Source organism: Pseudomonas gingeri (genome assembly GCF_013386165.1).
GTDB classification, from domain to species: domain Bacteria; phylum Pseudomonadota; class Gammaproteobacteria; order Pseudomonadales; family Pseudomonadaceae; genus Aquipseudomonas; species Aquipseudomonas gingeri_C.
Map to the genome: position 1 here is coordinate 350,399 of NZ_JACAOS010000016.1, position 21,904 is coordinate 372,302.

Consider the following 21,904-nt stretch of genomic DNA (forward strand, 5'->3'; position numbering starts at 1 on the left):
CAGACAAGTTGCCGTTGGCTTCTTGAAGTCGGCTGCAAGGTGCTGGTGACTTATCCACAGAGGGACGGAAGCGACGATGAAAATTTTTCAACGCAGCGTGCTGCTGATCAAGGTGCTGGTGTTGTTGATGGTGGGGGCTTCAAGTGCCTGGGCCAGTAATGCGGTGTCGGATCATGGGGCGGTTTCTCCTTCGAAATCTGCGGTGCACGCGCTTTATGCCGATGACACGGAAAAGAAAGCTCCGGATCAGGATGATCAGGGCGACGACGATTCTGATGGTGACAGCGATAGCTGAGTCGCACGAATGAAAAAGCCCCTTGCGTCCAGCGGATAACCCGCTCGACGGAAGAGGCCGGACTACCGTTTTTCAGCGCTCTCGCTTATTCAGGAGAGCGCTTTTTTGTTGCCGTTCAGCCGAGGAATTGCTCCGCGTAATGGCAGGCCACCTGACGCGAGTCGAGTTGGCGCAAGGCCGGCTCTTCCGTGCTGCAGCGCTCGGTGGCGTACGGGCAGCGCTTGTGGAAGGCGCAGCCGGACGGCGGGTTGAGCGGGTTGGGCAGTTCGCCGGCGATCTTGATCTTCGGTTTCAACGGGTCCGGGTGGATCGCCGGTGTCGCCGAGAGCAGGGCCTGGGTGTACGGGTGCAGGGGACGCGCATAGATGTCCTCCTTCGGGCCCATTTCCACCGGTCGGCCGAGGTACATCACCAGCACCTGGTCGGCAACGTGACGGACCACCGCCAGGTTGTGGGAGATGAACACGTAGGCGGTGTTGTACTGCTGCTGCAGATCCATGAACAGGTTCAGCACCTGCGCCTGGATCGACACGTCCAGCGCCGAGGTCGGTTCGTCCGCCACCAGCACTTTGGGTTGCAGCATCATTGCCCGGGCCAGGGCGATACGCTGGCGCTGGCCGCCGGAAAACATGTGCGGGTAACGATGATAGTGCTCAGGGCGCAAACCGACCTGCTTCATCATCGCCTGGACTTTCTCCCGACGTTCGACGGCGGACAGCTTGGTGTTGATCAGCAGCGGCTCGCCCAGTTGGTCGCCGACCTTCTGCCGCGGATTGAGCGACGCGTAGGGGCTCTGAAACACCATCTGCACGTCTTTGCGCAGTTGCTTGCGCTGGGCCTTGTCGGCCCCGGCGACTTCCTGGCCGGCGATTTTCAGCGAGCCGGACGACGGCTCTTCGATCAGCGTCAGGGCCCGGGCCAGGGTGGACTTGCCGCAACCCGACTCGCCGACCACGGCGAGGGTCTTGCCGGCTTCCAGTTCGAAGGACACGCCATTGAGGGCGCGTACCAGCGCATGGCCCTTGAACAGGCCACGGGAGACTTCGTAGTGACGGGTGAGGTCGCGGGCGGTAAGAACGACGGCCATTACGCCACCTCCTGGTTCAGCGGGAAGAAGCAACGGGCAAGGCTATGGGCTTTCGGGTCCAGGCTCGGACGCTGCTGCCGGCAGCTCTCCTGCACGTAGGGGCAGCGCGGCGACAGCAGGCAACCCTGGGGCCGGTCATAACGACCGGGCACGATGCCCGGCAGGGTCGACAGGCGTGCGGCACCGAGGCTGTGCTCCGGAATGGCCTTGAGCAGGGCTTCGCTGTAGGGATGCGCCGGTACATCGAACAACCCCGGCACCTGGCCGACTTCCACCGCTTGGCCGGCGTACATCACGCAAACCCGCTGGGCGGTTTCGGCAACGACCGCGAGGTCGTGGGTGATCAGTACCAGGCCCATGTTCTGTTCCTGTTGCAGGCTGAGCAGCAGGTCCATGATCTGCGCCTGGATGGTCACGTCCAGGGCGGTGGTCGGTTCATCGGCGATCAGCAGCTTGGGTTCGCCGGCAATCGCCATGGCGATGGCGACGCGCTGGCTCATGCCGCCGGACAGTTGGTGCGGGTAGGCGTCCATGCGGCTGGCGGCACCCGGGATCTCGACTTTTTCCAGCAACTCGATGGCGCGCTTGCGGGCCGCCTTGCTCGACATCTTCAGGTGCAGGCGCAGCACTTCCTCGATCTGGAAACCCACGGTGTAGCTGGGGTTCAGCGCGGTCATGGGGTCCTGGAAAACCATCGCCAGGTCCTTGCCGACCACTTGCCGACGCTGGCGGGCGCTGAGCTTGAGCATGTCCTTGCCGTCGAAGCGCAGGGCGTCGGCGGTAACGATGCCAGGGTGCTCGATCAGGCCCATCAGCGCCATCATGGTCACGGATTTACCCGAACCCGACTCGCCAACGATGGCCAGGACTTCGCCCTTGTCCACGCTGATGTCGAGGCCGTCGACCACCGGCACAGCGGTTTTGTCGCCGAAGCGAACATTGAGATTCTTGATTTCTAGCAGTGACATGGGAATCTCCTCAGGCGGCGTTCTTGAGTTTCGGGTCCAGCGCATCGCGCAGACCGTCGCCCATCAGGTTGATTGCCAGCACGCTGAGCAAAATGGTCAGGCCGGGCAGGCTGACGACCCACCAGGCGCGCTCGATGTAGTCGCGGGCCGAGGCCAGCATGGTGCCCCACTCCGGAGTTGGCGGTTGTACGCCCAGACCGAGGAAACCCAGGGCGGCGGCATCGAGGATGGCCGAGGAGAAACTCAGGGTGGCCTGGACGATCAGCGGCGCCATGCAGTTGGGCAGCACGGTGATGAACATCAGGCGCGGCAGGGTGGCACCGGCCAGGCGCGCGGCGGTCACGTAGTCACGATTCAGCTCGCCCATCACCGCGGCACGGGTCAGGCGCACGTAGGAGGGCAAGGAAACGATGGCGATGGCGATCACGGTGTTGATCAGGCCAGGGCCGAGGATGGCGACGATCGCCACGGCCAGCAGCAGCGAGGGCAGGGCCAGCATGATGTCCATCAAACGCATGATGGTCGGGCCGAGGATGCGCGGGAAGAAACCGGCCAGCAGGCCCATCAGGATGCCCGGGATCAGCGACATCACCACCGAGGACAAACCGATCAGCAGCGACAGGCGCGACCCCTGGATCAGTCGCGAGAGCAGGTCGCGGCCCAGTTCGTCGGTGCCCAGCAGGTACTGGATCTGACCGCCTGCCAGCCACGACGGCGGGGTCAGCAGGGCGTCGCGGAACTGTTCGCTCGGGTCATGGGGGGCGACCCAGGGCGCGAAGATCGCGCAGAACACCACCAGCGACATGAACAGCAGGCCGGCGACGGCACCTTTGTTCTTGGCGAAGTGTTGCCAGAATTCCTTGTACGGGGAGGGGTACAGCAGGCTTTGATCGACGGCGGTCGAAGCGATAGTAGTACTCATGATCTTGATCTCAGCGCTGGTGACGGATGCGTGGATTGACAAGGCCGTAGAGGATGTCCACGACGAAATTGACCACAATCACCAGGCAGGCGATTAACAGGATGCCGTTTTGCACGACGGGATAGTCCCGGGCCCCGATGGCTTCGATCAGCCACTTGCCGATACCGGGCCAGGAGAAGATGGTCTCGGTGAGCACGGCGCCGGCCAGCAGGGTGCCGACTTGCAGGCCGACCACGGTCAGTACCGGAATCAGCGCGTTGCGCAGGCCATGGACAAAGACCACGCGCGCCGGCGACAGGCCCTTGGCCCGGGCAGTACGGATGTAGTCTTCACGCAGCACTTCGAGCATCGAGGAACGGGTCATCCGGGCGATCACCGCCAGCGGGATGGTGCCCAGCACGATGGCAGGCAAAATCATGTGATGCAGCGCATCCCAGAACGCGTCGGGCTGGTCGCTGAGCAGGGTGTCGATGAGCATGAAGCCGGTTTTCGGCTCGATGTCATAGAGCAGGTCGATGCGTCCGGACACCGGGGTCCAGCCCAGGCTCACGGAGAAGAACATGATGAGGATCAGGCCCCACCAGAAGATCGGCATCGAATAGCCGGCCAGGGAGATGCCCATCACCCCATGGTCGAACAGGGACCCTCGCTTGAGGGCCGCGATGACTCCTGCGAGCAGTCCGAGGACGCCGGCGAAGAGCAGGGCGGCCATGGACAGTTCGAGGGTCGCGGGGAAGAGCGTGGTGAACTCGGTCCAGACGCTGGTGCGGGTCCGCAGGGACTCGCCGAGGTCGCCATGGGCGAGCTTGCCGACGTAGTCGATGTATTGGGCATAAAGCGGCTTGTTAAGACCGAGGCGTTCCATCGCCTGGGCGTGCATCTCCGGGTCGACCCGGCGCTCGCCCATCATGACTTCCACGGGGTCGCCCGGGATCATGCGAATCAACGCGAAAGTCAGCAACGTGATGCCGAAGAACGTGGGGATCAGCAACCCCAGTCGGCGGGCAATAAAACTAAACATCGTGTGGTGTACCTCATCAGCCGGTTAGGCGTGCTCATCAGTGCCCGGGGTCGGGCACCGACGAGCGTTTGTTGTTCTACTTCACCTGGGTGGTGGCGAAGTTATTCTGGGATAGCGGGCTCATGTAATAGCCCTCTACGTTCTTGCGCATAGCGGTAAACATCTTCGGATGGGCATCGTTCACCCACAGGACCTGGTTGTGCAGGATCTCCAGGGCCTGTTCATAGAGTGCGGCTCGTTGGGCGGGGTCAGTCTTGGCGCGAGCCTGGTCGATCAGCGCCTGGAACTGAGGATTGCACCAGCGGCTGTAGTTTTCGCCGTTTTTCGCCGCTTCGCAACTCAATAGCGGACTCAGGAAGTTATCCGGGTCACCGTTGTCGCCGCTCCAGCCGGCGGACACCATGTCGTGCTCGCCTTTTTTCGCGCGTTTGAGCATTTCGGCCCACTCCATGACGCGAATATCGAGCTTGATGCCGACCTTGGCCAGGTCCGCCTGCATCAGTTGTGCGCCGAGTTGCGGGTTCGGGTTGGTCGGGCCGCCGCCGTTGCGGGTATAGAGGGTGAAGACCGTGCCTTCGGGAACGCCGGCTTCCTTGAGCAGGGCGCGAGCCTTGTCCAGGTCCTGGGCCGGGTTCTTCAACTGGGTGTTGTAGCCCAGTAGGGCCGGCGGGTATGGATTGACCGCCGGGATGGCATTGCCTTTGCCGTACAGGGTGTCGACGTAGTTCTGCTTGTCCAGGGCCAGTTCGATGGCCTGGCGTACCCGCACATCACTCAGGTACTTGTGTTCGGTGTTGATGGACACGTAGCCGGTGGCGAGGGCGGCGATTTCATCGATCTTCAGGTTCGGATCGGCCTTGATGTTCGGCACGTCGTCGGGTTTGGGGTACAGGGCGACCTGGCATTCGTTGGCCTTGAGCTTCTGCAGGCGGGTGTTGTTATCGACGGTGATGGCCAGAATCAGCGTATCGGCCGGCGGCTTGCCACGGAAATACTCCGGGTTGGCCTTGAAGCGAACCTGAGCGTCCTTGGCATAACGCTGGAAGATGAACGGGCCGGTGCCGATCGGCTTGCTGTTGAGGTCGTCGAGCTTGCCGGCCTTGAGCAACTGGTCGGCGTATTCGGCCGAGTGGATCGAGGTGAAGGCCATGCCCAGGTCGGGCAGGAAGGGCGCTTCGGGACGGCTGAGGGTGAAACGCACGGTCAGGTCGTCGACTTTCTCGACGCGTTTGAGCAGGTTCTGGAAGTCCATGCTCTCGAAATACGGGAAGCCGACAGTGGACGCCTTGTGCCATGGATGGTTGGGGTCCAGTTGGCGCTGGAAGCTCCAGACCACGTCATCGGCGTTCAGCTCGCGGGTGGGCTTGAAGTAGTCGGTGGTGTGGAACTTGACGCCCTTTCTCAGGTGAAAGGTGTATTGCAGGCCGTCGGGGCTGATCTCCCAGCTTTCGGCCAGGGCCGGCTGGATTTCAGTGGTGCCGGGCTTGAAGTCCACCAGCCGGTTGAACATCGTTTCAGCAGCGGCGTCGGCGGTGACGGCGGTGGTGTAGAGCACCGGGTCGAAACCCTCCGGGCTGGCTTCGGTGCAGACCACCAAGGGCTTGGCCGAAACACCGATAGCCACGCTGAACACAGCGGCCGCGATGGCGGCGCGCAGGGGAAGCTTCTTCATGTAAACCCTCCTTGATCGATTGAGCCAGATTAGACGCTGGGACCGATTCGTCGAATCGGCCCCAGGGCTGTCAGGTGTCAGAGAATGTTGAATGGAATGGTGGTGACCAGGCGGAACTCGGTGATGTTGCCGTCACCCTGGTTGGCCGTCGCACGGTGCTCGGTGTAGTTGGCGCGGACCGAGGCGGCCTTGAGCGGGCCGCTCTGGATGACATAGGTAGCGCCGATGCCGTACTCGTAGTGCTTCTCGTCATGCATGTTGCGCACGTCGTAGGCGGTGCCCGTGTAGTGGGTACCGTCGATGCCCCAGCCGCGGGCCTGGTAGATATTGAACTTCAGGCCGGGCACACCGTACTCGGCCATGTTCAGGCCATAGGCGACCTGGAAGGACTTCTCGTTCGGGCCGTTGAAGTCCGACAGCAGGGAGTTGGCCAGGTAGATACCGTTGGTTTCGTGCAGGTAGTCGAAGTACTCGTTACCGTCGATTTCCTGGTAGGAGAAGGTCAGGCTGTGGGCCAGGTGGGTCAGGCCGAACGACAGCGAGTAGGCGTCGTTGTTGATTTCCCCCATCTTCTTTTTGCCGGTGTCGAGGGTCTTGTAGTAGTTCAGGCCGGTGGTCAGGCCCAGGACCGAGCTATCGCCCAGTTCGTGGGTGGCACCGAAGTAGTACTGGTTCCAGAAGTCTTCGACGTTGGACACGTACAGGCTGGTTTTCAGGCTTTTGAATGGCTGATAGTTGAGGCCCGCCATGTTGACGTGATCGGTCTCGACATCGATGTTGGTGTACTCGGAGCGGAATTTCGACAGGCTCTCTTCCGTCCTTGGCGACACCCGGTCAAAGGTGGCGGCGTCGAACGACAGGTTGTTGAACTCTTCGCTATGGAGGCTCACGCCTTCGAAGCTCGAGGGCAGTACGCGGTTGGGCATCACGTCGACGATCGGCGTGCTGTAGCTCTGCCGACCGGCGGTCACCGTGGTGTTCGAGACCCGGAACTTGACGTTGGCCAGGCCGAGTTTGCTCCACTGGCCTTGTGCGTCGCCGCCGTCTTTGGTCAGGGTGCGGTTGTTGCCGAGGCCGCCGACACCTGGAATCGGTGCGCCGCCGTTGGCGGAAGCCAGGCGTTCGGTGTCGCGCTCAAGAGCGACGACGTTATACAGCGCGACTTCAGTGCTGACCCCGACAGTACCCTCGGTGAAGCCGGAGTTGTACTTGACGATGGTGCCTTGCAACCAGTTGATACGACGGTTGGTATTCTGCAATACACCGTTGTCGTTGTACTTGAACTGGCCACCGCGCATTTGTCGTTCATTGGCGTACCAGTTGCGGGTCAGACCGCTCAAGCTCTGCTCTTCGAAAAAGCCCTTGGTCTGTTCCTGGGCATTGGTCGAACTCAGGCTCGTCGGTACGAAATCCTGGCTCTGGGGGTCAGCATGGGCCGTCACGGTGGCACTGCTGATGGCTAAGGCTAACAACGCTTTTTGTGAGAGATTCAAGATAAAGCTCCTTGTTTTCTTTTTTTAATACCGGCCTTCTAATCTGATCCGGCTTTTTTGGTGGACACTTAATTTGCTTGCGCAATCGTTTGCTTGGCAGGGTTTAGCCGAATTTCGGCTGCAAGTTACTCAGGGGCGAAATTCGCCCCCAGAGCACGGGTCACGGTTTTATTGTTCGATACTGACGCCCGAGAACGTATTCCGGCCAAACGGACTGACCTTGAAACCTTCGACTTTGACGCTCAACGGCTGACTGACCGTTGAATGGGCGATGGGGGTAATCGGCACCTGTTGCTTGAGCAACTGCTGGGCCTGTTGGTAGAGCGTCACCCGTTGTTCACGGTCGGTGACGAGCTTGGCTTGTTTGATCAACTTGTCGTATTGCGGGTTGCACCACATGGAGTAGTTGTTGCCGCCAATCGCATCGCAGCTGTAGAGGGTGCCGAGCCAGTTGTCCGGGTCACCGTTGTCTCCGGTCCAACCGATCAGGCTGATGTCGTGCTCGCCATTCTTGGTGCGCTTGATGTACTCGCCCCATTCATAACTGACGATCTTCACCTTCAGGCCGATCTTCGCCCAGTCGGCCTGGAGCATTTCGGCCATCAGCTTGGCGTTGGGGTTGTAGGGGCGTTGCACCGGCATGGCCCAGAGGGTGATCTCGGTGCCTTCCTTGACGCCGGCGGCCTTGAGCAGTTGCCGGGCCTTTTCCGGGTTGTAGGGTGCGTCCTTGATGCTCTCGTCGTAGGACCATTGGCTCGGCGGCATGGCGTTGACCGCCAGTTGTCCGGCACCCTGGTAGACCACGTTGAGAATGCTCGCCTTGTTCACCGCCATGTCCAGCGCCTGGCGGACCTGGAGCTGGTCAAAGGGTTTGTGTTGCACGTTATAGGCGATGTAGCCGAGGTTGAAGCCGGGTTTCTGGATAACCTGCAGCTTGGGGTCTTTCTTCAATCCGTCGACATCGGCGGGGCGTGGGTGCAGGGTGATCTGGCATTCGCCGCGCTTGAGTTTCTGCACCCGTACCGAGGGGTCGGTGTTGATGGCGAAAATCAGCTGGTCGAGCTGGACCTTGTCCGGGTCCCAGTACTGCTTGTTGGCGACGTAGCGGATCTGCGCGTCTTTCTGATAGCGCTGGAACACGTACGGCCCGGTGCCGATGGGCTTCTGGTTGATCTCGCTCGGTTTGCCGGCCGCGAGCAACTGGTCGGCGTATTCGGCGGAGAGAATCGCGGCGAAGCTCATGGCGATATTCTGGATGAACGCGGCATCGACCGAATTGAGGGTCATGACCACGGTCAACGGCCCGGTCTTTTCGACCTTGGCGATATTCTTGTTCAGGCTCATCCCGTTGAAGTACGGAAACTCGGTGGGGTAGGCCTTGCGAAACGGCTGCGCGGGATTGAGCATCCGATTGAAGGTGAACACCACGTCGTCGGCGTTGAAGTCGCGGGCCGGCGTGAAGTACGCGGTCGTGTGAAACTTCACACCACTGCGCAGGTGGAAGGTATACACCAGGCCATCCGCTGAAATATCCCAGCTTTCGGCCAGGGCCGGTGCGACGCTGGTCTCGCCTTTGACGAACTCCACCAGCCGGTTGTAGATCGGCTCGGCGGCGTCGTTGTCGGTGGCGGTGGTGTACTGCGCGGTGTCGAACCCGGCCGGGCTGCCCTCGGAGCAGAACACCAGGCTGCCGGCAGCCTGGGCGAAAGGTGAGCCCGCCCACAGGGCAGCTCCCACCCATGCGGATAATGTGAAGGTCTGGCGCATGACGGTCCCAATCCTTTTGTTATTGTCATCGGCGAGCAATGGCCGTGTTGGGGACACGGGAACTATCGCCGATCAAGTCAGTGAATGCAGCAAAGCCGCTCTTGAACGCCTATCAGCGAAGTCTTGACGTTACGAGGCCAAGTCGATGCGGTAAATGCGTAGAGCCTTAGAGAGCTGTAGGAAAACTCTGTGCAGCGGTCATCCGTTTGCGTGTTAGCGCCGACGGATTCCGGACAATTCCTGCAATTCTGGCGGGGAGGCGAAGACAACGTCCTAGGACGCTGTCTTCGCGCAACCTCACTTGCTGACGCTGACGCCGTAGAAGGAGTTCAAGCCAAACGGGCTGATCTTGAAGTCCTGCACTTTGACGCTCATGGGTTGGTACACCGTCGAGTGTGCGATAGGTGTATAGGGGACTTGGTCTTTGAGGATGTGTTGCGCCTGCTTGTACAGCTCGGTGCGTTTGGCCTGGTCGGCGGTCGACTTGGCTTCTTTGATCAGGTCCTCGAAGGGTTTGTAGCAGAACTTCGAGAAGTTGTTGCCGTTGACCGCATCACAGCCGAACAGCACGCCTAGCCAGTTGTCCGGGTCCCCATTGTCACCGCTCCAGCCAATCAGCATGGCTTGCTGCTCGCCACCCTTGGCACGCTTGAGGTATTCACCCCACTCGTAGCTGACGATCTTGACGTTGAGGCCGATGTTCTTCCAGTCGGACTGGAGCATTTCAGCCATCAGCTTGGCGTTCGGGTTGTACGGACGCTGGACCGGCATGGCCCACAGGGTGATCTCGGTGCCTGGCTTGACGCCGGCTTCCTTGAGCAGTTCCTTGGCCTTTTCCGGATCGTACTTGGCGTCTTTGATCGTGGTGTCGTAGGACCATTGGGTCGGTGGCATGGCATTGACGGCCAGTTGGCCGGCGCCCTGGTAAACCGATTCGATGATCTGCTTCTTGTTCACCGACATGTCCAGCGCTTGACGAACGCGCAGGTCAGCCAATGGGTTGGCGGCGGTCTGGTCCTTGAGGACCGGCATCACGTTGTAGGCGATGTAGCCCAGGTTGAAGCCGGCCTGTTCAGGCATCTTCAGGCTGGTGTCGGCCTTGAGCGGGGCGATGTCGGCCGGACGCGGGTAGGCGGTGATTTGGCATTCGCCTTTCTTGAGCTTCTGCGCACGTACCGATGGGTCGGTGGTGATAGCGAAGATCAGGTTGTCGACTTTGACGTCCTCAGGCTTCCAGTAGTCCTTGTTCCCGGTGTAGCGGATGTTGGAGTCTTTCTGGTAGCTCTTGAACACGAACGGGCCAGTGCCGATCGGCTTCTGGTTGATGTCGCTGGCTTTGCCTTCCTTGAGCAGCTTGTCGGCGTACTCGGCGGACTGGATGGAGGCGAAGCTCATCGCCAAGTCCTGGATGAACGCGGCGTCTACGGTTTTCAGGGTGAACTTGACGGTCTTGTCGTCGAGTTTTTCCACCTTGGTGATGTTGCCGTCCATGCCCATGTCGGTGAAGTACGGGAATTCGGTCGGGTAGGCCTTACGGAACGGCATGTCCTTGTCGAGCATGCGGTTGAAGGTGAACAGCACGTCATCGGCGTTGAAATTACGCGTCGGCTTGAAGTAGTCGGTGGTATGGAACTTGACGCCTTCACGCAGGTGGAAGGTGTAGGTCAGGCCGTCCGGGGTAACGTCCCAGCTGGTCGCCAGGCCAGGAATCACGGCGGTGCCGCCACGTTCAAACTGGCTGAGACGGTTGAAGACGGTTTCCGCGGAGGCATCGAAGTCGGTTCCGGCGGTGTACAGGCCTGGATCGAAACCAGCCGGGCTCCCTTCGGAGCAGAACACCAGGTTAGTCGCGGCAACGGCAAACGGTGCGCTGGCCAACAGGCCTGCGCCGACTAAAAACGGAATGACTGCTTTTTTAAGCATGGTGGCCTCATGATTTGTTGTCATTTTTGGTTTTGAGGACGACCTCGTGAGTCGACCTGCGGATACTTATGCAGGCCCCATACCCATTGCAAGATGCAGATACGTGCGAAGCCTCAAAGAGTGGCACGAACGTACACGAATGTCGCATATGTGTAAATTCTGACGCATTTGACAGTTTTCGAGGGTGTTTTCAGGTGCGCGGGACGCACTTTAGGTGGGCAACCGGGGCGTCTGGCGCACCCGGTTGGGGCGTCGGGTTACTGGCCCAGGCTCACGCCGTAGAAGGGCGTCAGGCCGAATGGGCTGATCTTGAAGTCATGCACTTCCTTGCGCATTGGCTGGAACACCGTCGAGTTGGCGATCGGGGTGATCGGCACCTGTTCCTTGAGGATTTTCTGCGCCTGTTGGTAGAGCTTGACCCGCTCGTCATGGTTGCTGCTGAGCTTGGCTTTCTGGATCAGTTGATCATAGGCCGGGTCGCACCATTTTGCGTAGTTGCTGCCCTTGACCGCAGCGCAGCTATAGAGCACGCCGAGCCAGTTGTCCGGGTCACCGTTGTCGCCGGTCCAGCCGTAGATCATGACGTCATGCTCGCCGTTCTTGGCGCGCTTGATGTACTCGCCCCATTCGTAGCTGACGATATTGGCCTTGATCCCGACCTTGGCCCAATCGGCCTGGATCATCTGCGCCGACATCCGTGCATTGGGGTTGGAGGCCCGCTGCACGGTCATGGCCCACAGGTCGATGGGGGTGCCTTCGGCCACGCCGGCTTCCTTGAGCAGGGCGCGGGCCTTGGTTGGGTCGTAGGGCGCGTCCTTGATGGTCGGGTCATACGACCACTGGCCTGGCGGCAGGGCGTTTTGCGCCAGTTGGCCGGCGCTCTGGTAGACGGCCTTGATGATCGCCGGTTTGTCGATGGCCATGTCCAGGGCCTGGCGGACCTTGAGCTGGTCCAGGGGCTTGTGGGTCACGTTATAGGCGAGAAAGCCGAGGTTGAAGCCCGGCTGCTGGAGCACCACCAGGTTCTTGTCCTGCTTCATGATCTCGATATCGGCCGGGCGCGGGTAGCCGCTGACCTGGCATTCGCCGGCCTTGAGCTTTTGCAGGCGGGCGGCGGCATCGGGGGTGATGGCGAAGATCAGGTTATCGAGCTTCACGTCCTCGGGTTTCCAGTAGTCCTTGTTGGCCACGTAGCGGATCTGCGAGTCCTTCTGGTAACGCTTGAACACGAACGGGCCGGTGCCTACCGGCTTCTGGTTGATGTCGGCGGCGCGACCTTCCTTGAGCAGCTTGTCGGCGTATTCAGCGGACTGGATCGAGGCGAAGCTCATGGCCAGGTTCTGCACGAAGGCGGCGTCGATATGGTTCAGGGTGAAACGCACGGTCTGCTCGTCGAGTTTTTCGACGTTCTTGATCGTGGTGTTGAGGTCCATATCGCTGAAATATGGCGACTCGGAAGGGTAGGCCTTGCGGAACGGGTGATTGGCGTCGAGCAGGCGCTGGAAGGTGAAGAGCACGTCTTCGGCGTTGAAGTCGCGGCTCGGCTTGAAGTCCTCGGTGGTGTGGAACTTCACGCCAGAGCGCAGGTGGAAGGTGTAGCTCAGGCCGTCCGGGGCAACATCCCAGCTTGTGGCCAGGCCGGGTTCGACCTCGGTACCGCCGCGCTTGAACTGGGCCAGGCGGTTGAACACGGTTTCGGCCGAGGCGTCGAAGTCGGTGCCGCTGGTGTACTGGCTCGGGTCGAAGCCGGCGGGGCTGGCTTCGGAACAGTAGACCAGGGTCGAGGCCGCCTGGGCCAAGGGTGTGCAAGCCAGCAAGGTGACCGCCAGCAGCAGCGGTTTGAAGGCAATCTTTTCCATTAAAAGGCCTCGAAGGTGCGTAGTAGAGCGGGGAGGGCTCCGACTCTAGCACGCCCTATAGAGGCCTTGGTGCCAAGCAAATGGGAAAGCATCGTTGCCCTGGTAGGAGCTGGCTTGCCAGCGATAGGGCCGGCAAGTCTTGCGTTGCTCTCGCGGACGCCATCGCCGGCAAGCCGGCTCCCACAAATTCGTGTTTCGCTGCAAACTATCGGTGTGCCTAAAACCTTGTGGGAGCTGGCTTGCCAGCGATAGGGCCGGCAAGTCTTGCGTTACTCTCGCGGACGTCATCGCCGGCAAGCCGGCTCCTACAGGGGATTGCGTTCAGCCTGCAAGCCTGTGGTTACTGCAAGACCTCGATCACTCCGTCGGCATTCATGCTGACTTGTGCCTTGCCGGCTTCCACGTCCGGGGTCGGTGCGGAGTCCATGGCTGCAGCTTTCATCATCATTGCGCCACGAGGGAACGGCTGTGGATAACCGTTGCTGTTGAGGTTCAGGCTGACGATCTTGTAGCCCTTGCCACCCAGGGCATCGGTGGCCAGTTGAGCGCGGGCCTTGAACGCGGCGATGGCCTCCTTGAGCAGCGCGTCCTCGCTGGCCTTGCGGGTGTTGGTGGCGATGGCGAAGTCCATGCTTTGCATTTTCAGGTCCTGCATCAGCTCGCCGGTCAGCTTGGACAGTGCGGCGAAGTCGGCGCTTTCCAGGCGCAGCTCGGCTCGCTCACGCCAGCCGGTGATCTTCTGGGTCTTGTTGTCATAGATCGGGTAGCTGTTGCGGCTGCCTTGGCGCAGGTTGATGTCCTTGACCGCCTTGGCCTGGCCCAGGGCCTTGTTCAGGGTGGTGGTGATGTCGGCGGCGAGCTTGGCCGGATCACTGTTCTGCGCCTCGGTATAGAGGGTCACGATCATCAGGTCGCGGGACACTTCCTGGCTGGCTTCGGCGCGCAGGGAAATCTGGTTGTAGTGCGGCTCGTCGGCGGCCAGGGCCGGCAGGCTGGCCAGGGTGCTGAGGCTGAGGGCGAGAAGGGCGGCGCGGCGCGTGAAGTGCATAAAAGCTCCTTGGGATTCGGTGCGCGGGTGGTGTCGGGCAGTCCCGCGTGCAGGCATCAGACTACGTCGGGATTGTCTGGTTCGCGTTGTTACAACTTCAATACATATGCATATCCTTGCGGCCGCTATCGCCGGCAAACCAGCTCCCACAGGATTCTTGAGCGCCTGTGGCTGTTTGCCGCACATTCGCCTGTGCGTGCCCCGGCTGGTTATACTCGTGGCGATCCGCCTGGAGCGCTCATCAGGAGAGCTCATGCTCGTCCCCCTTCAATTGTTGTCCGCGACTCGCCAGAACCTCTGGCGCCTGACCTTTATCCGTATTCTGGTCCTGGCGGCCCAGGCCGGCTCCGTGGGCATCGCCTACTGGTTCGACCTGCTGCCGTTGCCCTGGCTGCAACTGGGCATGACCCTGGTCTGTTCCATGGTGCTCTGCGCCTTTACGGTGGTGCGCCTGCGTACCACCTGGCCGGTCACCGAACTCGAATACGCCGTGCAACTGGCCTGCGATCTTTTTATCCACAGCGCCTTGCTGTATTTCTCCGGCGGTTCGACCAACCCTTTCGTCTCCTATTACCTGGTACCCCTGACCATCGCCGCGGTGACCTTGCCCTGGCGTTATTCGGTAGTCCTTTCCGGTGTCGCGCTGGTGCTCTACACCTTGCTGCTGGTGCAGTTCTACCCGCTGGAAACCTTCCCTATCTCCCGGGAAAAACTGCAGATCTATGGCATGTGGCTGAGCTTTGCCCTGGCCGCCGCAGTGATCACTTTCTTCGCCGCGAAGATGGCCGAGGAACTGCGTCGCCAGGAAGAATTGCGTGCCCTGCGCCGTGAAGAGGGCCTGCGTGACCAGCAATTGCTGGCCGTGGCGACCCAGGCCGCCGGCGCCGCCCATGAACTGGGTACGCCCCTGGCAACCATGAGTGTGCTGCTCAAGGAAATGCGCCAGGACCATCCCGACCCGTTGCTCCAGGACGACCTGAGCGTGCTCCAGGATCAGGTCAAGCTGTGCAAGCAAACCCTGCAACAGCTGGTCCGCGCCGCCGAGGCCAATCGCCGGCTGGCGGTGGAGATGCAGGACGTCACGGTCTGGCTCGACGAAGCGCTGAACCGCTGGCACCTGATGCGCCCGGAAGCCAGTTACCGCTTCCAGCGCCTGGGCCAGGGTGATGTGCCGCGCCTGGCGCCGCCGCCGGACCTGACCCAGGCTTTGCTCAACCTGCTGAACAACGCCGCCGATGCCTGTCCCGAAGGCCTCGAAGTGCAGCTGGATTGGAACGAGGAAAACCTCACCATCAATATTCGCGACCACGGCGCCGGTGTGCCGCTGGCCATCGCCGAGCAGATCGGCAAACCGTTTTTTACCACCAAGGGCAAAGGCTTCGGCCTGGGCCTGTTCTTGAGCAAGGCCAGCGTGACCCGCGCTGGCGGCTCGGTGAAACTCTACAGTCATGAGGAAGGTGGCACGCTCACCGAGCTGCGCCTGCCCCGTGTTGCCCAAGGAGACGAAGCATGAGTGACGAGATCCAGGTCGAAGGCGAAGAACTGCCGCACCTGTTGCTGGTGGACGACGACGCCACCTTTACCCGCGTGATGGCGCGCGCCATGAGCCGCCGTGGTTTTCGCGTCAGCACTGCCGGTTCGGCTGAAGAGGGGCTGATCCTGGCCCAGCAGGACCTGCCGGACTATGCCGCGCTGGACCTGAAGATGGACGGCGATTCCGGTCTGGTTCTGCTGCCCAAGCTGCTGGAACTCGACCCAGAGATGCGCGTGCTGATCCTCACTGGCTATTCGAGCATCGCCACGGCGGTGGAGGCGATCAAGCGTGGCGCCTGCAACTATCTGTGCAAGCCGGCGGATGCCGATGACGTGCTGGCGGCCTTGCTCTCCGAGCACGCCGACCTCGATACCCTGGTGCCGGAAAACCCGATGTCGGTGGATCGCCTGCAATGGGAGCATATCCAGCGCGTGCTGACCGAGCACGAAGGCAATATCTCCGCCACCGCCCGGGCCCTGGGCATGCATCGGCGGACCTTGCAGCGCAAATTGCAGAAACGGCCGGTGCGGCGCTGAACCGGCGCTGAACGAATCCTTTGCAAAGCGCCCAATGCCGGGTGCGAATCATCTATGATCGGTTGGTGAAATTTCTTACGCCAACCGAGCCTTAGAATGACTAAGAACGCTGAATATTCCGCGGTCAACGATGCAGTAAAAGGGCATTTCTTTCGTAGGGTCTGGCAACTGGCCTCGCCTTACTGGCGTAGCGAAGAGAAGGGCAAGGCCTGGTTCCTGTTGGTCTGTGTCACGGGGCTGTCGCTGTTCAGCGTCGGCATTTCGGTCTGGCTCAACAGTTGGTACAAGGATTTCTATAACGCCCTGCAGGAGAAGAACAGCGATGCCTTCTGGCACCTGATCCTGTATTTCGGCGCGATTGCCACCGTGGCCATTCTCGGTGCGGTCTATCGGCTGTACCTGACCCAGATGCTGACCATCAGTTGGCGGCGCTGGCTGACCGAGCAGCATTTCAAGCGTTGGCTTGAGCACAAGAACTACTACCAGATGGAATCGGGCGGGCACACCGACAACCCGGACCAGCGTCTGAGCGAAGACCTCAACAGTTTTACCGCCGACACCCTGAGCCTGGGTCTGGGGCTGTTTCGCACGGTGGTCAGCCTGGTGTCGTTCTCGATCATCCTCTGGGGTGTCTCGGGGAGTATCGAAGTCTTCGGCATCAGTATTCCCGGCTATATGTTCTGGTGCGCCTTCCTCTACGCAGCCGTTGGTAGCTGGTTGACCCGGATGATCGGCCGCCATTTGATTCCGCTGAATAACCAACAACAACGCTTTGAAGCCGATATGCGCTTCTCCCTGGTACGGGTTCGCGAAAACGCCGAAAGCATTGCCCTGTATAACGGTGAGCCGAATGAGAAGGAGCGCCTGAGCAGCCGTTTCGGCAAGGTCTGGTCCAACTACTGGGCGCTGATGCGGGTGACCAAGCGCCTGACATTCTTCACCGCCGGTTACAGCCAGATTGCGATCATCTTCCCCTTCATGATGGCGGCGCCGCGCTATTTCGCCGGCAAGATCCAGCTTGGTGAGCTGATGCAGATCAACTCGGCCTTTGGCAATGTGCAGGAAAACTTCAGCTGGTTCATCGATGCTTACTCCAACCTCGCGGTGTGGAAAGCAACCTGTGACCGTTTGCTGAGTTTCCGTCAGGCCATGCTCGACAATGAAGGCCGGGCTCCGGCTATCGACGTGCAGAGCCAGGGTGAAGCCTTGCAGGTGAACAACCTGAACCTGGATCTGGCGGACGGTCGGCATCTGCTGGCGGGTGCGAGCATGAGTGTGGCCCCGGGCGAACGGGTGATGCTCAGCGGGCGTTCCGGCAGTGGCAAAAGTACCCTGTTGCGCGCCATGGGCAATCTCTGGCCACAGGGCGGCGGCAGCATTCGGTTACCGGCTGCGCGCTCGCTGTTCCTGCCGCAGAAACCCTATCTGCCGATTGGCAGCCTGCGCGAGGTGATGAGTTATCCACAGCCGGGCGATGCCTACCCGGATGAGCGCTATCAGGAGGTCCTGCAGACCTGCCGTCTGCCGCACCTGGCCGGACGACTGGATGAGAGCAGTCACTGGCAACGCATGTTGTCGCCGGGTGAGCAACAGCGCCTGGCCTTTGCCCGTGCGCTGCTCTATGCCCCGCAATGGTTGTTCCTCGACGAAGCCACGGCGGCCATGGACGAGGAGGATGAAGCGGAGCTCTATCTGGCGTTGATCGAGCAGATCCCGGGCTTGAGCATTGTCAGCGTCGGCCATCGCAGCAGCCTGAACAAATTCCACCCACGACATTTGCGTATCGAGCGCGGCCACCTGGTGACCCATGAGGCGGTCAGCGCATAGTCAACGGTGATCGTACAACCCGGTTGAGCTATGATGCGCGCTCAGCCGTTCAGCCGAGATAGATGTTCGATATGGAAAACCAGAGCGCCGGGCTTCGCCCGACCCGAAAGCGCCGCAGTCTTGCCCAGGAGTTGGTCACGGTGCTCTCCGAGCAGATCCGCGATGGCCAACTCAAGCGCGGGGACAAGTTACCCACCGAGTCGGCGATCATGGACGCCCATGGCGTCAGCCGCACCGTGGTCCGCGAGGCGATCTCGCGCCTGCAGGCGGCCGGGCAGGTGGAAACCCGCCATGGCATTGGGACTTTTGTCCTGGACACACCGAGCCCCAGCGGTTTTCGTATCGATCCGGCAACGGTCGTGACCCTGCGCGATGTGCTGGCGATCCTCGAGTTGCGTATCAGTCTGGAAGTCGAATCGGCCGGGTTGGCGGCGCAGCGGCGCAGCGCCGAGCAGTTGGCGGCGATGCGTGCGGCGCTGGATGCGTTGAATGAAAGCGCGGCCCATGCGAGTGACGCGGTGGCTTCGGATTTCCAGTTTCACCTGCAGATTGCCCTGTCCACCGGCAACCGCTACTTCACCGATATCATGACGCATCTGGGCACCAGCATCATTCCACGGACCCGTTTGAATTCGGCGCGACTGGCCCATGATGACCAGCAGCACTATATGAATCGGCTGGGACGTGAGCACGAAGAAATCTATGAGGCGATAGCCCGCCAGGATTCCGATGCGGCGCGGGCGGCGATGCGCCTGCATTTGACCAACAGTCGCGAGCGGTTGCGCCAGGCCCATGAAGAGGCTGAGGCGCAGAAGGGTTAAGATGACTTTGTGGCGAGCGGGCTTGCCCGCGCTCGGCTGCGAAGCAGTCGTGAAACCGATCACCGTGCTCTACCTGACACACCGCGATCACTGGTTTTAGGGCCGCTTCGCGGCCCAGCGCGGGCAAGCCCGCTCGCCACAGTGAGCCCATTCCTGCAGGGCTTTATGCGCTTTTCAGGATCGTGCGATCCACACGTACGGCCCACTTTGCCGCTTTCGCCGAAGTGGCGAATACCACTTTGCCGGTCGCATCCGCCGTCGCCCGGGCAATCGCCACGCCATCGGCCAGCAGTTCCAGCGGCATATCCTTGAGTGACTGACCGGAAGCCAGTTCGAGTTTTACGGTAAAGGTCATGACTGATCTCCCTGTCACTGATGGTTGTCGATAAAGGTGGTGGTCTGGCCGTCCAGCGTGCCGATCAGTTCCGGCGAACCGCCACGGAACTGGCGGAACACATGACGTCCCGTCGCCCCCACCGGCACATTCAGCGTCGGCTGAAAACGCTCGGTCAGTTCGGCATAGGCCGTCCACGGACCGATATAGGACTCGTCCAGCCCCTGGGTGTAACTGAAGGCATAACGCACGGCATTGCCCGGCAGCCAGTTGGGTTCGCTGGGCGTGCGGCTCTGCCAGCCATCGGCCTTGATGGTCGGGGCCACACCGGGAGGATTGAGGTAGCCGGTAGGCAGGTTCGGCTTGTAGTCCTTGAGCAGCAGATAGGTGCTCCAGCCCCACCAGCTGTCGCTCTGGCTGCGGTCGTTGAGGTTGTTGACGTCGTTGCGGCGCAGCACGGTCTTGCCCTTGAGGGCGAACAGCGGGGCGAAATTCAGGCTGTCCTGGCTGTTTTCCACCTTTGCCAGGTCCGGGACCGAACGCAGCGCGGCATAGGCTTCGGGTGATACGACGACGCCGCTGAGAAACACCGCGAACACTTCATCCACCGATTGCTGCACCGCCTGTTTGACCTGCAGCCGGTTGCTGCTGTCGATCGTGTCGAAATAGCGCTTGTCGCCGTAGCAGTTCCAGCGATCGCCCCGGGCATTGCTGACTTTCAGGCCGAACTTGCTGTCTTCGTCGTGCATGAAACGCGAGATCAGCGAACCCACATCGCTGGGGGTCACGCTGTCGGCCAGTTGCTTGCGCGGCACCCGCAGATGGCCGCCAGAGAACAGGTCGGTGAGGAAATGATCGGCAAAGGCGTTCATGGCATAGGCCAGTTCCAGGTCCTGGTCGGTGCCACTCTTATGGGCGAGGACGGCCTGTTGCAGGGCGGCGGCGTGACCGGCCTTGTAAGCCAGTAGCGCCCATTCGCCGAAGTGGTCCCAGTTGCTCGCGGCCAGCTTCAGGTAGCGGCCAAGGGGAAACAGCGGCGAGGCAAAGCTGCCGCCGCCGGTGATCTTGTTCCACTCGCCGGAGAGGGTATCGCCCAGTTCGTCGTAGGCTTCGTGAGGCTGCTTGCCGTCCTTGATTGCCTGGTTGGCGGCGTTGATTTCGGTTTTCATCACCTGCAGGATTTTTTGCGCTTCATCCCGGGAGGCGGGCAGTACCGCCAGGGAGTTGAAGGACGCGGTAAAGCGCGCCTGGCGCTCCGCCGGGGTGCTGCCATCGGCGATCGGCTGATCGGGGATACCGTAGAAATCGCCCCCCAGGGCGACGATCTGACCGTAGGTCAAGGCCAGACCGTTGGTCAGGTGCAATTCAACCTGCCAGGCCGGAATGGCCGGTGCGTCCTTGGCAAAACGCAGCAGGGCGCTGTCGCCGATGGCGGTGTGTTCACCACCTTCGAAGCGCGCCTGGGGCTTGCCCTTGAGGGTGCTGTCGAGCGCGATGGGCTGGTGATACTTGAGGGTGTGATGACCTTCGGCGAGAAGGATCACGGCGGCGCCATCGCCCGCAATAGCGATGCCTTGTTCAGTGAAGAGGTTGTCCAGCTCGGCAATGACCTTGCCGTCGTGCAGCAGGAAATCCTGCGCGTGCTGTTGAGTGGCTGACATGTCTGGCTCCTTGATATGTCGTTTTTTTGTCTTAATTAGCTGTATGTATATACAGTTAAAGCTGAGCTTAGATGAAAAAATTCCTACGTCAAGGATGGAAATGGCTGTGGGATCTCTTGAGCGATTCCTGTTGACCTTTGTTATTTAAGTTGTACGATGACGTACGACATCAGCCAGTCTGCGCTGTCTCTTTCATCACAACGTGCTTCCAGGGTGTTCGAATAATGAATCCACAAGAACTGAAGTCCATCCTCTCTTCCGGCCTGCTGTCCTTCCCGGTCACCGATTTCAATGCCCAGGGCGATTTCCATCGCGCCGGCTACGTCAAGCGCCTGGAGTGGCTGGCCCCTTACGGCGCCACTGCGCTGTTCGCCGCCGGCGGTACCGGTGAGTTCTTCTCCCTCGCCGCCAGCGAATATTCCGAAGTGGTGAAAACTGCCGTCGATACCTGCGCCGGCAGCGTGCCGATCCTCGCCGGTGTCGGTGGTGCGACCCGCCAGGCCATCGAGTACGCCCAGGAAGCCGAACGCCTGGGGGCCAAAGGCCTGCTGTTGCTGCCGCACTACCTGACCGAAGCCAGTCAGGAAGGGGTTGCCGCCCACGTTGAAGCCGTGTGCAAGTCGGTGAAGATCGGTGTGGTGGTGTACAACCGCAACGTCTGCCGCCTGACCGCGCCGCTGCTGGAACGTCTGGCCGAACGCTGCCCGAACCTGATCGGCTACAAGGATGGCCTGGGCGATATCGAGTTGATGGTGTCGATCCGTCACCGCCTCGGCGATCGCTTCAGCTACCTGGGCGGCCTGCCCACCGCGGAAGTCTATGCCGCGGCCTACAAGGCCCTGGGCGTGCCGGTCTACTCTTCGGCGGTGTTCAACTTCATTCCGAAAACCGCGATGGATTTCTACCACGCCATTGCCCGGGAAGATCACGCCACCGTCAGCAAGATCATCGACGACTTCTTCCTGCCGTACCTGGATATCCGCAACCGTCGCGCCGGTTACGCGGTGAGCATCGTCAAGGCCGGGGCGAAGATCGTCGGTTATGACGCCGGCCCCGTGCGCACGCCGTTGACCGATCTGCTGCCGGACGAATACGACGCCCTGGCCGCGCTGATCGACAAGCAAGGCGCACAGTAA

General features: G+C 61.0%; 18 protein-coding genes. 6 read left to right on the forward strand and 12 right to left on the reverse strand.

Going from position 1 to position 21,904, the window contains the following annotated elements:
• Positions 1 to 76: 76 nt before the first annotated feature.
• A complete protein-coding gene (locus tag HX866_RS17955; RefSeq protein ID WP_177095570.1) occupies positions 77 to 295 on the forward strand; it encodes a hypothetical protein in 219 nt (72 codons plus the stop codon).
• Between the two features lie 115 nt (positions 296 to 410).
• Here HX866_RS17955 and HX866_RS17960 read toward each other — a convergent pair whose 3' ends face one another.
• The 10 genes from HX866_RS17960 to HX866_RS18005 all read right to left on the reverse strand — a co-directional run bounded on the left by HX866_RS17960 (position 411) and on the right by HX866_RS18005 (position 14,055).
• Complete coding sequence (locus tag HX866_RS17960) at positions 411 to 1,382, reverse strand: peptide ABC transporter ATP-binding protein (RefSeq protein ID WP_177103525.1); 972 nt, start codon at positions 1,380 to 1,382, stop codon at positions 411 to 413.
• Positions 1,382 to 2,350: an ABC transporter ATP-binding protein gene (locus HX866_RS17965; protein WP_177096126.1), complete on the reverse strand. Its 969-nt coding sequence runs from the start codon at positions 2,348 to 2,350 to the stop codon at positions 1,382 to 1,384. The genes HX866_RS17960 and HX866_RS17965 overlap by 1 nt, the downstream gene beginning before the upstream one ends.
• 10 nt (positions 2,351 to 2,360) lie before the next feature.
• Complete coding sequence (locus tag HX866_RS17970; protein ID WP_177096128.1) at positions 2,361 to 3,272, reverse strand: ABC transporter permease subunit; 912 nt, start codon at positions 3,270 to 3,272, stop codon at positions 2,361 to 2,363.
• A gap of 10 nt (positions 3,273 to 3,282) precedes the next feature.
• The gene (locus HX866_RS17975) at positions 3,283 to 4,293 is read right to left on the reverse strand and encodes an ABC transporter permease subunit (protein ID WP_177096130.1); all 1,011 of its coding nucleotides are present in this window, start codon (positions 4,291 to 4,293) and stop codon (positions 3,283 to 3,285) included.
• 76 nt (positions 4,294 to 4,369) lie between these two features.
• Positions 4,370 to 5,965 (reverse strand): ABC transporter substrate-binding protein, encoded by a 1,596-nt coding sequence (locus HX866_RS17980; protein WP_177096132.1) that lies wholly within the window; start codon positions 5,963 to 5,965, stop codon positions 4,370 to 4,372.
• Positions 5,966 to 6,042: 77 nt separating this feature from the next.
• Complete coding sequence (locus tag HX866_RS17985) at positions 6,043 to 7,458, reverse strand: OprD family porin (protein ID WP_177103529.1); 1,416 nt, start codon at positions 7,456 to 7,458, stop codon at positions 6,043 to 6,045.
• 168 nt (positions 7,459 to 7,626) lie between these two features.
• Positions 7,627 to 9,225, reverse strand: a complete 1,599-nt coding sequence (locus HX866_RS17990) for an ABC transporter substrate-binding protein (RefSeq protein ID WP_177140183.1) — start codon at positions 9,223 to 9,225, stop codon at positions 7,627 to 7,629.
• Positions 9,226 to 9,522: 297 nt separating this feature from the next.
• The gene (locus tag HX866_RS17995) at positions 9,523 to 11,148 is read right to left on the reverse strand and encodes an ABC transporter substrate-binding protein (RefSeq protein ID WP_177096138.1); all 1,626 of its coding nucleotides are present in this window, start codon (positions 11,146 to 11,148) and stop codon (positions 9,523 to 9,525) included.
• A gap of 257 nt (positions 11,149 to 11,405) precedes the next feature.
• Positions 11,406 to 13,007 (reverse strand): ABC transporter substrate-binding protein, encoded by a 1,602-nt coding sequence (locus tag HX866_RS18000; protein ID WP_177140184.1) that lies wholly within the window; start codon positions 13,005 to 13,007, stop codon positions 11,406 to 11,408.
• Positions 13,008 to 13,347: 340 nt separating this feature from the next.
• Positions 13,348 to 14,055: an SIMPL domain-containing protein gene (locus HX866_RS18005; protein ID WP_177096143.1), complete on the reverse strand. Its 708-nt coding sequence runs from the start codon at positions 14,053 to 14,055 to the stop codon at positions 13,348 to 13,350.
• 253 nt (positions 14,056 to 14,308) lie between these two features.
• Here HX866_RS18005 and HX866_RS18010 point away from each other — a divergent pair, with 253 nt between their 5' ends.
• The 4 genes from HX866_RS18010 to HX866_RS18025 all read left to right on the forward strand — a co-directional run bounded on the left by HX866_RS18010 (position 14,309) and on the right by HX866_RS18025 (position 18,773).
• On the forward strand, positions 14,309 to 15,568 hold the full coding sequence (locus HX866_RS18010) for an ATP-binding protein (protein WP_177096145.1): 1,260 nt from the start codon (positions 14,309 to 14,311) through the stop codon (positions 15,566 to 15,568).
• A complete protein-coding gene (locus tag HX866_RS18015) occupies positions 15,565 to 16,125 on the forward strand; it encodes a response regulator transcription factor (protein ID WP_100941240.1) in 561 nt (186 codons plus the stop codon). Before HX866_RS18010 ends, HX866_RS18015 begins: the two co-directional genes overlap by 4 nt.
• A gap of 96 nt (positions 16,126 to 16,221) precedes the next feature.
• Complete coding sequence (locus HX866_RS18020; protein ID WP_177140185.1) at positions 16,222 to 17,952, forward strand: ABC transporter ATP-binding protein/permease; 1,731 nt, start codon at positions 16,222 to 16,224, stop codon at positions 17,950 to 17,952.
• A gap of 71 nt (positions 17,953 to 18,023) precedes the next feature.
• Complete coding sequence (locus tag HX866_RS18025) at positions 18,024 to 18,773, forward strand: FadR/GntR family transcriptional regulator (protein WP_177099612.1); 750 nt, start codon at positions 18,024 to 18,026, stop codon at positions 18,771 to 18,773.
• Positions 18,774 to 18,936: 163 nt separating this feature from the next.
• Here the strand turns inward: HX866_RS18025 and HX866_RS18030 are convergent, their stop codons facing one another.
• Both HX866_RS18030 and HX866_RS18035 read right to left on the reverse strand, forming a co-directional pair.
• Entirely contained in the window at positions 18,937 to 19,128 is a 192-nt protein-coding gene (locus tag HX866_RS18030) for a hypothetical protein (RefSeq protein WP_177103537.1), read from the reverse strand.
• 14 nt (positions 19,129 to 19,142) lie between these two features.
• A complete protein-coding gene (locus HX866_RS18035) occupies positions 19,143 to 20,768 on the reverse strand; it encodes a phospholipase (protein WP_177140186.1) in 1,626 nt (541 codons plus the stop codon).
• A 224-nt stretch (positions 20,769 to 20,992) separates the two neighbouring features.
• On the opposite strand from HX866_RS18035, the gene kdgD reads away from it, so the two are divergent.
• A complete protein-coding gene (gene kdgD / locus HX866_RS18040) occupies positions 20,993 to 21,904 on the forward strand; it encodes a 5-dehydro-4-deoxyglucarate dehydratase (RefSeq protein WP_177103540.1) in 912 nt (303 codons plus the stop codon).